The organism is Flavobacterium oreochromis, from assembly GCF_019565455.1.
GTDB lineage: Bacteria > Bacteroidota > Bacteroidia > Flavobacteriales > Flavobacteriaceae > Flavobacterium > Flavobacterium oreochromis.
On sequence record NZ_CP067377.1, the window covers coordinates 2,720,358 to 2,734,171 of the forward strand.

The window sequence follows — 13,814 nt, forward strand, 5'->3', positions numbered from 1 at the left end:
CTTTTGTGAAGTCTTCGATTTTCTAAACTCACTTCCTTTTTATTTTATCTTCTAGTAATTTCAAGTCTTCAAGGTCGGCTTGTTTTGCTTCATATTCTTTTCTGTTTTTATCAAATTGTTCATATACTAGTTTTACTTGTTCTTCCATTTGTTTATGAGAGATAGAACCAGAAGATTTTAGTATTTCTTTATCGTTAAAGAGCAAAATTCTATCAACATTTTCTTTCCAAAAAGTAAGGGTGATATCTTTTTTATCTTTAACTCTTAGTTCGGCGGTTTCAAGAAAAATTACTGTTAGTCGGTTTAATGTGTCTATTTCATCGTGATTTAAATAGTTTTTTGCAATTATAATATCTTGCTTTCTTACTTTCGTTCCTTGCCAAGAGGTAAGTGCCATATTTGGGGCATCGGGATTAGCTCGTGCTACAATAAGTTCGGCAGCAGTTTGTTTAGTTACAGCGTACAAAAGTTTGTTTTGAGTTTCAGCAAAAAACATCTGTGTAGCTTTATCAGTAGCGTCATAATCACTACTCAATGCTAATAAGTCCTTCATTTTTTGGTAAAATCGTTTTTCAGATGTTCGTATGTCCCGAATTCTTTCGAGTAATTCATCAAAATGATCAGGTCTTCCATCAGGATTTTTAAGGCGTTCATCGTCCATTATAAATCCCTTAATCATATATTCTTTAAGATTTTGGTTTGCCCAAATTCTAAATTGTGTACCTCTTTTGCTTCTTACTCTAAAACCTATGGCTAAAATCATATCCAGACTATAGAAGGCTACTTCATATTGTTTCCCATCGGAAGCAGTTGTTAAGTAATTCTTAACAACTGAATTTGCTTCTAACTCTCCTTCTTTCAGTATATTAGATATGTGCATACTTATGTTAGGTATAGAGGTGTCAAAAAGTTCTGCAAGCTGTGTTTGATTCATCCATATAGATCCATCTTTGGCATATAAACTTACTTTGGTTTTACCATCAGAGGTATTGTAAATGATTATATTTTGTTCCATTCTAATTTTAGAGTAGTTTGTGTTTTATAGCTCCTATCAAATATAAAAATCCTAACAAAAAAGCGACCCTTCCGAGTCGCTTCTATTATCTTTTATAACTTAATCTTGACGATTTTGTCTTCTTTCATAATAACGAGTTCACTATTATGTATCTTTTTAAATTCTAACATTTTTTGGTAAGCTATAGCTAAACCTTTTATGATTTTATCACGGCGTTCTATTTTAGCTTCTGTGGTCATAAATATTTTTTATTTGTTTGAATTTTTTTCATCTATTACATTTAATTCTTCATTATTCGATTTTTCAGCAATCAAATGATGATTTCCTTCTGAATTATCAAATATAAGAACTTGTTCAACAATAGGTAAATAAATATCGATTAAATTCACTATACCTTTGATGTATCTTCTCTCAATAACCTCTTCAGGAATGTTGTGACCACCCTCTTTTACTCTAGTTTTGACTCTTTCTTTGGCTAATTCAGGTGTTTTTAACCAAAAGAAGAGTAAAGTTACATTATAATCTTTGTTTTTAGCTTCGATTATTTTGTTTTTATAACTTTTTGTAGCCAGTGTAGTCTCAAATGCAAAACTTTCATTTTGTATCAGCAATTCATTTATTCGATGAAGCATAATTCTACCAGCTTCAAAAGCTACTTTTTCAGGTTGAAATGGAGAAAGACCTTTAGCTATTTCGTCAGCATTTACAAATTCTTTGCAATCTAAAATTTCTGGTAATATAGTAAATGAAGCAGTTGTTTTACCTGCACCATTACAACCTGAAATAATGTAAAGATTCTTTTCCTTCATTATGCAAATATAAAAAAAGCGACCCTTCCGAGTCGCTTCCGTATTATTTATTTTGATTATCAATCCATTTTCTAGCATTGACAAAAGCTTATAGCCAAGGAGAAAATTCGTCTTTTGCCCGCGATCTGGGTAGTAAGGAATTATTGATATTGTATTAATATCAAAAATATCTGATTTTCTTACAATTCTAATTATTTCTTTCTAATTGATCTTCTTCTAAGGAGTCTAATCTAAAAAGCTTAATTTTATTTTTTAAATCAAATAAATAATGGATGCCTTTTTCCAGAATAATTGCTCTATCCTGAAATAAAAATTTTATTCCTTCGTATATAGGTTCAGCTATAAGATTTCCCTGTAAGTTTATTAAGCCATTCTTATTCCAGTTGTAACCTTGTTTCGATTGATTAGGATTAAAACTATATTCTGCAATACCATTTTCAAAAGGGTACACATTTCCAGTGAATTTGAAGTCTATCAAAAGTTCATTTTTTGAATTGATAAAGCCCCATTTTCCATTTTTTAATACTGGTGCTGATAATGTGTCAATTGAGCTATATGCTCCTTCGAATTCATAAGGTATTATAAGTTTTCCATCATTATTTATAAAACCATATTTTCCTTTTTTTTGTACTGCAATTAACCCTTTATTAATGTTTCCTCTTATATCAGAAAATTTTAGAGTTTCACCTAATTCAAACTTTGAGCTCAAATCGTTTTTAGTAATAATTTGTGATATAGAAAGGTTGTTGTAATCATGATATATACGGAAGTAATTATTCTCACTTTTGATGAATTTGCATTGAATTTCATCAAGCAAGATATTCTCGTTTATATCCATTATTCCATACCTTCCTTCGAATCGACTATATATTAGTAAATCCTGATTTTGATTAAATTCTAATGATTCGTAAATAGGTTTAATTATAAAATCAGATTTTTCATTAATTAACCCCCACTTTCCTTTCATTTTAACTATCCAACAGTTATTTGGTGAGTTGGCATATCTATTTATATCCTCAAATTCTTCTTTAATTATTATTTTTAAGTTTTTATCAATAAAGCCCACTTTAGAATTCTTAGTAAAGATAAAACCATCCTGAAATTTTTCTATTCTTTCATATTTGAAAGGAATTAAATTTTTATTTTGATCGTTAATTATGCCATATTTATTTCCTTTTGTAGCAATAAAAAGATTATTTTTTTTAGAAGGGCTAACTGTTAGATATAAATAATTATTTATTATCTCTTCGCTTTCTATATTTTGATAAATGAAAGGTATTATTTGTGTTAAAGAGGAATTTAATATTCCATATTTTTCATTTTTTTTACAATAAAATTTCCATTGCTAATTCCTATGTAGTCGTACTCTGAATCTAAAAGTACTTTTCCATTTTCATTAATTAATCCCATTTTATCGTCTTCTTTATTAAACAGGATATAATGGTTATTTGTTTGCGCATAACAAAATGAAGTCAAACTTATTATTAAAATTAAGAATTTCATTTATTAAAATTATTTCTGATTATCAATCCATTTTCTAGCATTGACAAAAGCTTCTAACCAAGGAGAAACTTCGTCTTTTTGTCCGCGGTCTGGGTAGTTTGCCCAGTTCCAAGGGAAGATAGAACGTTCTATATGCGGCATCATTACTAAATGACGACCTGTATTGTCACATAGCATAGCCGTGTTAAAGTCTGATCCATTAGGGTTAGCAGGGTAGCCTTCATAACCATATTTTGCTACAATGTTGTATTTATCTTCGTTGTAAGGCAATTTGAATTTTCCTTCTCCGTGCGAAATCCAAACGCCTAGTGTCGCTCCTTCTAAAGTAGAAAGCATCACCGAGTGGTTTTTTTGAATTTTTACAGAGGTAAAACCACTTTCGTGTTTGTTAGAAGTGTTATGATGCATTTTTCCGTGAACTTCGTGTTCTGGATTAATCAATTCTAGTTCCATAAATAACTGACAACCATTACAAATACCAACTGATAAGGTGTCTTCTCTCTTAAAGAAGTTTTGTAAAGCGGTATTTGCTTTTTCGTTGTATAAGAAAGCACCAGCCCAACCTTTTGCAGAACCTAATACGTCTGAGTTAGAGAATCCACCTACAGCACCAATGAATTGAATGTCTTCTAAGGTTTCACGACCCGAAATCAAGTCGGTCATATGCACATCTTTTACATCAAAACCAGCTAAGTACATCGCATTGGCCATTTCACGCTCTGAGTTACTTCCTTTTTCACGGATGATGGCTGCTTTAGGAGCCCCCTCTCTAACTCCCTTCTCCTTTGGAGAGGGGTTGGGGGTGAGGCTACCGTTGAAGTTTTCTGGGAATGTAAACTGTAAAGGTTGATTTTTGTAATTATTGTATCTCTCTTGTGCCATTCCGTTTTTAGATTGTTTCGAATCTAAAAGGAATGAGGTTTTATACCAAGTATCTCTTAATGTAGGAACATCTAATTTCCATTCGGCGAACTCTAATTTGCCTAAATCGGTAACTACACCTAAATTAAAGAATTCAACTTCTTTATCATTTAAATAGCTTTCAAATTCTTCATTATTGGCAGGTTGTACAACCACACCAATATTTTCTGAAAATAAGAATTCCACTAAATCTTTTTCGTTCCCCATTTCGCAATAACTTCATCAAAGTTTAATTGCATTCCTGTTTCGGCGAAGTTGCCAGTTCCCCCTTTGGGGGCTAGGGGGCTGAAACACATTTCTAATAAAGTTGTGATTAAACCACCACTTCCTACATCGTGTCCTGCTTTAATTTTACGCTCTTTGATTAATTCTTGTAAAGTATTGAATGCTTTTTTGAAATAAGCTGCATTTTTGATGCTTGGTACTTCATTTCCTATTTTATTTAAAATTTGGTTAAATGAACTACCACCTAATTTAAAATTATCTTGTGATAAGTTGATGTAGTAAATGTTTCCACCGCTGGGTTGTAAAACAGGCTCCACCACTTTAGTAATATTGGTACAATTTCCTATTGCCGAAATAATTACGGTACCTGGAGCAATTACTTCATCATTAGGATATTTTTGTTTCATCGATAAGGAATCTTTTCCTGTAGGGATATTGATACCTAATTCGATAGCAAAATCTGAACAACCTTTTACAGCATCATATAAACGAGCGTCTTCCCCTTCGTTTTTACAAGCCCACATCCAGTTAGCCGATAAAGAAACCGATTGTAATCCGTCTTTTAAAGGTGCCCAAACTAAATTAGATAAAGCTTCTCCAATAGCGTTTCTTGAACCTGCCACCGGATCTACAAGTGCAGCAATAGGAGCGTGTCCTATAGTGGTTGCAATACCTTCTTTTCCTTTATAGTCTAAAGCCATTACCCCAACATTGTTTAAAGGCAATTGTAACGGACCGGCACATTGTTGTTTGGCTACGCGTCCGCCTACACAACGGTCTACTTTGTTAGTTAACCAGTCTTTACAAGCAACCGCTTCTAACTGTAATACTTGGTTTAAGTAGTTGGGTATTTCGGTCGCTGAATAGTCAGGATTTGTATAATCACGATTTACTTTCGTATCGGTCATTATGGTTTTGGGTGAACTGCCAAAGAAATCTTCTAAAGCATAATCCATAGGTTTTACACCTGTAGTTTTCGATTCGAATGTAAAACGATGGTCATTGGTTACCTCTCCTACAGTGTACATAGGCGCGCGTTCACGTTCTGCAATGCGATTTAAAGTATCGATGTCTTTTTCACCAATCACTAATCCCATTCTTTCTTGCGATTCGTTACCAATAATTTCTTTAGCTGATAGGGTAGGGTCACCCACTGGTAATTTGTCTAAATCGATAAGTCCTCCAGTAGCTTCTACTAATTCTGACAAACAGTTTAAGTGTCCACCTGCACCGTGATCGTGAATGGAAACGATAGGATTGTTATCACTTTCTACTAAACCACGAATAGCATTAGCCGCACGTTTTTGCATTTCTGGATTCGAACGTTGAATGGCATTTAACTCAATACCTGAACCAAAAGCTCCTGTATCTGCCGATGATACCGCAGCACCACCCATACCAATTCTATAATTTTCACCACCTAAAATAACAATTTTGTCACCTGCTTGTGGTTCGTGTTTTTTAGCTTGTTCTAATTTGCCATAACCCACACCACCTGCTTGCATAATCACTTTGTCGTAACCTATTTTACGACCTTCTTCTTCGTGTTCAAATGTTAATACAGAACCTGTGATTAAAGGTTGACCAAATTTATTACCAAAATCAGAAGCTCCATTAGAAGCTTTGATTAAAATATCCATAGGTGTTTGGTATAACCATTTTCTTTCGTCCATTCCTTTTTCCCAAGGACGTTCGTCGTTCAAACGAGAGTAAGAAGTCATATATACTGCAGTTCCTGCCAAAGGTAATGAACCTTGTCCACCTGCTAAACGGTCACGAATTTCACCTCCTGAACCTGTAGCAGCACCGTTGAAAGGCTCTACAGTTGTTGGGAAATTATGTGTTTCTGCTTTTAAGGATAAAACCGATTCGAATGCTGTTTCTTGATAGAAATCAGGTTTATCAGCACTTTTTGGTGCAAACTGAACCGCTTTTGGTCCTTTTATAAAAGCAACATTATCTTTATATGCTGAAACAATTTCGTTAGGATTTGTTTCTGATGTTTTCTTAATTAATTTGAATAGGGAAGTAGGTTGTTCTTCGCCATCAATAACAAAAGTACCATTAAAAATTTTGTGACGGCAGTGTTCTGAATTCGCCTGTGAGAAAGCAAATACCTCTGAGTCGGTTAATTGTCGCCCTAATTTTGTAGAAAGATTATTTAAGTAGTCAACCTCTTCAGGACTTAATGCCAAACCTTCTTGTTTGTTGTAGGCTTCAATATCTTCAATTTCTAAAATAGCTTCAGGAGTGATATTGATAGTGTAAATATCTTGATTTAATTCCGCGTATTTTTGAGATAACATCGGATCAAAATCGGTAAAATCAGGAGTTACTTTTTGGAATTCTTCAATACGAACAATTCCAGTAATTCCCATATTTTGAGTAATTTCAACGGCGTTTGTACTCCAAGGAGTTACCATAGCGGCACGAGGTCCAACAAAAAAATCCGCAAGTACGGATTTTTCTATTTTATGTGCGTTGCCAAATAGCCAGTTTAATTTATTGATGTCTTCCGTCGATAATTCGTTTTGCGTTTGTAGTGCAAATACAGTGTTGGTTGAGTTACCAAAAAAATGAATCATTGTATGTGTTGTTGTGTTTGTCGCTGCAAATGTACTACTTACTTTTTAAAAAGAAATAAGATTTTTTCAAACAGTTGAAAGTCTTTTTTGCATTTCATCGTTTTTTTTTGAAACACACATTATGTTTTTAGGTACTTTGTAAGAAAAAATAAACAAAACATGAAAAATTATTTAATAATAGCTTTACTGTTTTTAAAAATCAGTTTTTATTCACAATCTTTTATTTTTGATCAAAAATTATATAAGTCAATTGAAAATAAGGCAATTAAATTTGATGAAATTAATAGACTTGTTGAAGAATCTTTTAAAAATAGAGATATTGATGTTAAAGGAAGTGGGTGGAAAGTGTATCAGAGATGGAAGTATATTATGAGTTTTGAGGTAGATGAAAATGGTTATTTGCCTAATTCATATGATACTAATAAAATGATAGCTGAATTTAAAGGAATGGCTAGTTTTAATGATAAGGTTTATAGAAAAACCTTAAATAATTTATGGACACCAGCAGGTCCTTTTACTTATACAAATAAAGGATCATGGAGTACAGGGCAAGGTAGGGTGAACTGTTCTGTTACAGATCCTAATGATGAAAATATAATTTATATAGGCGCAGCTGCTGGAGGAGTTTGGAAATCTATAGATGGAGGTTTAAATTGGTCTCCTAAAACTGATTTTATAGAATCAATAGCCATTTCAGGATTAGCTATAGATCCAAATAATACTAATATACTATATGCAATGACAGGTGATGCAGATGGAAGAGATATGCCTTTTGGCGGTCTTTATAAATCAAATGATGGAGGTGAAACTTGGAGAAAAATAGGGGGATTGGATGTGCGTTATGGAAGATCAATATTGGTAAATCCTAATAATAGTAATGTTGTAATAGTAGGTACTGATTTAGGTATATATCGTTCAGAAGATGGAGGACTTACTTTTAGACAAACTTCTAATTCTGAAATTGTTTATCAATTAGCATTTCATCCTACGGATCCTAATATAGTATATGCTTCTAACTCATCTGGAGCTGATAGTTTTATTTATAAAAGTATTGATAATGGGATAACTTGGGAAATAAAAAAACTTTTGTTGAAGTTAAAAAAATGCTTATGGCAACTACCCAAGCTGATCCTAATTATTTATACTTGTTAGGAGCTAATACTTCTGGTAATTTAAATGGATTTAAAGGTATTTATTTATCAGTTGATTCTGGAGAAAATTTTGTGCTTAAAAATGATACGACTGATATTTTAGAAAGTTATCAGAGTTATTATGATTTAGCATTTGCTGCATCACAAACTAATAAAGATTTGATTTATACAGGATGTCTTAATTTATGGAACTCAAATGATGGAGGTGTTACATTTGTTAAGTTGAATTCTTGGAATGGTATTTCTAGTCCAAGATATACACATGCTGATATACATAACATAAGGACGGTGGGGTCTAATGTATATGTATGTTCGGATGGAGGTATTTATATTTCTAAAGATGCAGCAAATACTTTTACTAATAGGACAGGAGGTTTGCAAATAAGTCAGTTTTATAAGATGGATACGTCACCATTGACTAACTCTAGATTAGTGGGCGGATTGCAAGATAATGGAGGCTTTACATCTGATAATGATAGCTGGGCTAATTTTTATGGAGCAGATGGTATGGATGCTGCAATAAATCCTTTAATGCCTCATTTAGCTTATGGTTTTACACAGAATGGAGGGGGCTTGTATGAGTATAATTTTAACTCAAAAAAACAAGGTTCTTTTATTGTAAGTCATTCAAAGGGAGAGTGGGTTACTCCTCTTGAAATTTCAAATACAGGAAATATTTATGGAGGATGGAAAGAGGTTGAGCAACTGGAATATAGATCATGGAAGTCAGTAACAGCTAATTCTAATGGGAATAATATAAGAAATATGAAAGTTAATCCATTACACCCTAACAGAGTATTGTATTACAGAAAAAGTGCTGCTAGACCTGCTTTTGATGAATTAATTTATACAGATGAAGAACGAGATGATTTAGGGAAATTAGTTCCAAAAGTATTGACCCTTCCTACTACTCGAAGTTTATTTAGAACTTTATCGGTTATTGAATTTAATCCAGTTAATCCTGATATTTTTTATATAGTATATGCTTCTAGGATTTATAAAACAGCAGATTCGGGAAAAACATGGGCAGACATAACTTTTAATTTTCCTAATTCGCCTATTTATTGTTTAGCAGCACAAGGGAATCAAAAAAATTCAGTTTATGTAGGAACAAGTTTAGGGGTGTATTATTTTGATGAAGAATCAAATTCTTGGAGTCTTTTTAATAATGGTTTGCCTAGAGTTAGAGTAACTGAATTAAAAATTAATGTTTCGGAAAATAATTTGACTGCTTCTACTTATGGAAGAGGGATATGGAGAGTGGCTTTACCAAGTGGTACATTAGCGGTAGAAGAATATGAGTCAGATAAGAATAAAGTAAATGTTTATCCTAATCCTTCTAATGGTATTTTTAAATTAAACGTGAATATAAATATAAATGAGCCTTTAAAAATGGCGATATATGATATTACAGGAAAGGTGGTTTTTGAAAAAACATTTAATTCATTAACCCCTTATGATGAAATTAATATTTCAGATAACCCTAAGGGAATTTATTTGTTAGATATTAAATCAGATCAATATACTATTCGAAAAAAGATTTTGATAAAATAAAAAGAAGAGACTGTTTTGTAAAAGGCAGTATATTTCATTTCAATTAGAGGGAGGAGTTGCGTGATGTTAATTATTAGACTCTTCCTTAAGTAGGGGTGACAAACGGTATGTTTGTTTTACTTTTAGGAGGTTTTTAACTAATGAATTTTATACAGTTACTAAGAATGACTTAAAGGATTAATATACTATTGGTCTTTTTATATGATTATTTTAAAGCCCTATTTTGAGTAAAATAAAAATAGGGTTTTTATTTTTTATTAAGTATTAGTTAATAGGTTTTGATTTCTAAGAGTTTGTTATCTGTCTGTAATAGGATTTATCAGGATGATGTTTTGAAATATTATCAGGAAATAATATATAAAAGAAAGGTAGGTAGTATGTTTACTAGTGTGATGAGGTTTGTAATGTAAGCCTCAAATGAATTTTGTTTAAAAACATTTAAAAAAAAGAGATTAAGTTATAAGGTGATGATGTTTTTTAAGTTCAAGGATTTTTTATGAGATCATAAGTTTAGATTTTAGAAAAATCGTAGTTTTCTAAATCTAATTTGTAAAAGCAAGAATAGAGTACACATCCAAATAATTGCTTTTATACTTATTCAGCCATTTTTCGTAATTGATTTTTGTTTTTAATTGCTATTTTTTTTCCTGATATACTGATTAATTCTTGTTTGTTTAATTCAGAAAGAAGTCTAATGCAGCTTTCAGTGGCTGTACCAATCATTCCAGCTAATTCTTCACGTGATAGTTGAATGCGTAATGATCCGTCTTCATTATTTCCAAAAGTTTCTTCTAGGTAAATAAGAGTTTCGGCTAAACGCTCTTTTACACTTTTTTGAGCCATTGATACCATATGATCATCGGCTTCTTTTAAATCACCACAAATTGTTTTCATTACATTCATAGAAAACTGATTGTTCTGATTGAAGAATTTTAAAATTTCGCTTTTGGGTACAAAACAAACCTCCATGTCTTCTAGAGCAACTGCACTTAAGTTAGCAGGCTCTTCGCTAATCATAGATCGCTGACCTAAAAGTTCACCCGCTTTTACGAGTTTTACAATTTGGTCTTTACCATTAGTACTCAGTTTGGTCATTTTGCAAACGCCATCTTTTATACAAAAGACCCCATTAGTCATTTCACCTTCTTCAAAGATAGGTTCACCTTTTTTAATGGTGTATGACGTTTTGCATTCGGCCATTCGTAATAATTCGTCCTTTGTTAGGGTCTTCAAAGAACTGAATTGCCTAACGATACATTGTTCACATTTGCTCATAACACAAAATTCAGCATTCAAAGATATTCAAAGTATGACAAATATCATAGTAAAATTGTAAATAAGGAAGGAAATTTGTTTAAGGTTAAAAAGAGCAAATTAATTTATGGATAAAATCAATTGTTTTCATTGCGGAAACGATGTTGTAGAAGTAGAAGAAATTGTTTTTGACGAGAAGTCTTTTTGCTGTGTGGGCTGTAAAACAGTATATGAGATTTTTAGTCAAAATGATTTGATCTGTTATTATGATTTCGAACAATCACCAGGTGCTACACCTTCTGATATTCAGGGCAAATATGAATTTTTAAATGATCAAAAAATAGTTTCTAAGTTATTAGATTTTGAAGAACAAGGAACTCATATCGTTTCCTTGTATATACCTCATATACATTGTAGTTCCTGTATTTGGATTTTAGAAAATCTTCAAAAATTAATTGCAGGAATTACCAGTTCCCAAGTTAATTTTCATCAAAAGAAAGTTAGAGTAGCTTATAGCCCTGAAAAGACAACTTTAAGGGATATTGTTGAAATGCTTAGTAAGATAGGTTACGAACCTTATATTAGTTTAGAAAATTATGAAAATAAAAAACAAGAGATAGATCGAACTCTGATTTATAAAATAGGAGTTGCTTTCTTTTCTTTTGGAAATATAATGTTATTATCATTTCCAGAATATTTTGAAGTAGGAGAGTTTTGGATAGAACAGTACAAGGGATTCTTTCGTTGGTTGATTTTTGCGTTATCATTACCTCCTTTTTTTTATTCAGCTTCAGGATATTATGTGTCTGCTTGGAAGAGTATTCAATCAAAAATGCTTAATATAGATATACCTATTGCTTTAGGAATCATAGTAATGTTCGTACGAAGTACAATAGATATAATCTTTGATTACGGACAAGGTTTTTTTGATAGTATGTGTGGATTAATCTTCTTTATGCTATTAGGGCGATTATTTCAGCAAAAAACGTATAATTTTTTATCTTTTGAGCGTGATTATAAATCTTATTTTCCTATTGCTGTTACTAAAATTAAAATTGATGGAGCAGAAGAACCAGTTCAAGTTTATGATATTATAAAAGGAGATCGTTTACTAATTAGAAATCAAGAGTTAATACCTGTAGATAGTATATTAATTTCCTCGGAAGCTTCCATTGATTATAGTTTTGTTACAGGGGAAGCTGTACCAATCAAGAAAAAATCAGGAGATAAAGTATATGCAGGAGGAAAGCAGATAGGTAAAGTAATTGAAATAGAAGTGCTTAATTCTGTTTCGCAAAGTTATTTAACCCAACTGTGGAGTAATGATGTTTTTCAAAAAAGAATTGAACAAAAATATAAAACCATTACAGATACTATCAGTAGATATTTTACTCCTGCTTTGTTATTCTTAGCTTTTATATCTTTTAGTTTTTGGATATTTAAAGAAGTAACCATAGCATTTAATGTTTTTACAGCCATTCTAATTGTAGCATGTCCTTGTGCATTAGCTTTAACCGCACCGTTTACATTAGGGAATGTTTTGCGTATAATGGGATATAAAAAGTTTTATTTAAAAAATACAACTGTTATTGAACAATTAGCAAAGGTAGATACAATTGTTTTTGATAAGACAGGTACTATTACAACTAATAAGAAAACATCTATAAGCTACCAAGGAACAGAATTAAATTCCGATGAATTAAAATTACTTAAAAACGTACTTCGTGGTTCTAATCATCCTCTAAGTAGGAGGTTGTATGATTTTATTCCTACACAAGAAAAAATAGAAATTACTCGTTTTGAAGAAGTTACGGGTAAGGGGATTTTTGCAGAATTAAATGGGCATTTAGTAAAATTAGGATCCTCACAGTTTTTACAACATATGAGTGAAAATACACATAAAAAAACGAAGGTACATGTAGAAGTTGATGGAGTATATAAAGGAAATTATGTGTTTAATAATCAATATAGAGAAGGATTAGAACAATTATTTGAAAAATTATCTAAGGTGTACAAATTAGTAGTTTTATCAGGAGATAATGATGGAGAAAGGAGGATTTTAGAAAAGATGTTACCTTCTTCAACTACTTTAGTTTTCAATCAAAAACCAGAACAAAAATTACAATTTATAGAAAAACTTCAAAAGGAAGGTAAGAATGTAATGATGGTGGGAGATGGATTAAATGATGCAGGAGCATTAGCTCAGAGTAATATAGGTATTGCTATTTCAGAAAATGTAAATGTATTTTCTCCTGCTTGTGATGGGATTTTAGATGCAATACAGTTTTCAAAGATTGATTTTTTTATGCGTTATTCAAAAATGCAATGAAAACTATTTACATGAGCTTCGGACTATCACTTTTGTATAATGTTATTGGATTAAGTTATGCTATAACAGGAAACTTATTACCTATAGTGGCTGCTATTATTATGCCTTTGAGTACGGTGACTATTGTGAGTTTTGTTACATTAATGAGTAATTATTATGCTAAAGCAAGTTAAGTTGTTAAATTTTAAAAATATTACAAGCTTAAAATATCATCGTATGACAAAAATCATATTTTATCCCGTATAGTCAAGGTAACTTTGAAATGTAAAAATAAAGGTATGAGTATTATATATTTATTAATCTGCATTAGCATTGTACTAGCTGTTACTTTTCTTTATGTTTTTATTAGAGCAGTAAGAAGTGGTCAGTTTGACGATGATTATACTCCTTCAGTACGTATCTTATTTGAAGATGAGTTAAAAAATAGTAAACCCAAAACAAATATAAATTCAGAAAATCAAATTTAAT

Annotated in this window: 8 protein-coding genes and 3 pseudogenes; 4 read left to right on the plus strand and 7 right to left on the minus strand. The window is 31.6% G+C overall.

Annotated features, from left to right (window positions below; all coding sequences use genetic code 11):
- Positions 1 to 28 precede the first annotated feature (28 nt).
- The 6 genes and pseudogenes from JJC03_RS13015 to purL form a co-directional block, all read right to left on the minus strand.
- Positions 29 to 1,015: a virulence RhuM family protein gene (locus tag JJC03_RS13015; protein WP_374226232.1), complete on the minus strand. Its 987-nt coding sequence runs from the start codon at positions 1,013 to 1,015 to the stop codon at positions 29 to 31.
- Positions 1,016 to 1,107: 92 nt separating this feature from the next.
- Positions 1,108 to 1,254 (minus strand): DUF8506 family protein, encoded by a 147-nt coding sequence (locus JJC03_RS13020; protein ID WP_165624229.1) that lies wholly within the window; start codon positions 1,252 to 1,254, stop codon positions 1,108 to 1,110.
- Positions 1,238 to 1,824 (minus strand): annotated as a pseudogene (locus tag JJC03_RS13025) (ATPase). The gene JJC03_RS13020 and the pseudogene JJC03_RS13025 overlap by 17 nt, the downstream one beginning before the upstream one ends.
- Positions 1,825 to 2,011: 187 nt before the next feature.
- Positions 2,012 to 3,130 carry a WG repeat-containing protein gene (locus JJC03_RS13030; RefSeq protein WP_508623378.1) on the minus strand — a complete coding sequence of 373 codons (1,119 nt, stop codon included), beginning with the start codon at positions 3,128 to 3,130 and terminating at the stop codon, positions 2,012 to 2,014.
- Positions 3,124 to 3,327, minus strand: coding sequence for a WG repeat-containing protein (locus tag JJC03_RS13040; protein ID WP_235873445.1), 204 nt, complete (start codon positions 3,325 to 3,327; stop codon positions 3,124 to 3,126). The genes JJC03_RS13030 and JJC03_RS13040 overlap by 7 nt, the downstream gene beginning before the upstream one ends.
- 9 nt (positions 3,328 to 3,336) lie before the next feature.
- A pseudogene (purL, locus tag JJC03_RS13045) lies at positions 3,337 to 7,058 on the minus strand (phosphoribosylformylglycinamidine synthase).
- 159 nt (positions 7,059 to 7,217) lie between these two features.
- Between purL and JJC03_RS13050 the strand changes: the two are divergent.
- Both JJC03_RS13050 and JJC03_RS13055 read left to right on the plus strand, forming a co-directional pair.
- Positions 7,218 to 8,210 carry a WD40/YVTN/BNR-like repeat-containing protein gene (locus JJC03_RS13050; protein ID WP_235873446.1) on the plus strand — a complete coding sequence of 331 codons (993 nt, stop codon included), beginning with the start codon at positions 7,218 to 7,220 and terminating at the stop codon, positions 8,208 to 8,210.
- Positions 8,168 to 9,763: a T9SS type A sorting domain-containing protein gene (locus tag JJC03_RS13055; RefSeq protein WP_235873447.1), complete on the plus strand. Its 1,596-nt coding sequence runs from the start codon at positions 8,168 to 8,170 to the stop codon at positions 9,761 to 9,763. Before JJC03_RS13050 ends, JJC03_RS13055 begins: the two co-directional genes overlap by 43 nt.
- 594 nt (positions 9,764 to 10,357) lie before the next feature.
- Here the strand turns inward: JJC03_RS13055 and JJC03_RS13060 are convergent.
- The gene (locus JJC03_RS13060) at positions 10,358 to 11,038 is read right to left on the minus strand and encodes a Crp/Fnr family transcriptional regulator (protein ID WP_088398688.1); all 681 of its coding nucleotides are present in this window, start codon (positions 11,036 to 11,038) and stop codon (positions 10,358 to 10,360) included.
- A gap of 106 nt (positions 11,039 to 11,144) precedes the next feature.
- Here JJC03_RS13060 and JJC03_RS13065 point away from each other — a divergent pair.
- Together JJC03_RS13065 and ccoS are read left to right on the plus strand one after the other, a co-directional pair.
- A pseudogene (locus JJC03_RS13065) lies at positions 11,145 to 13,519 on the plus strand (heavy metal translocating P-type ATPase metal-binding domain-containing protein).
- 105 nt (positions 13,520 to 13,624) lie between these two features.
- Positions 13,625 to 13,813, plus strand: coding sequence for a cbb3-type cytochrome oxidase assembly protein CcoS (ccoS, locus tag JJC03_RS13070; RefSeq protein ID WP_088398686.1), 189 nt, complete (start codon positions 13,625 to 13,627; stop codon positions 13,811 to 13,813).
- The last annotated feature ends 1 nt before the right edge of the window (position 13,814 follow it).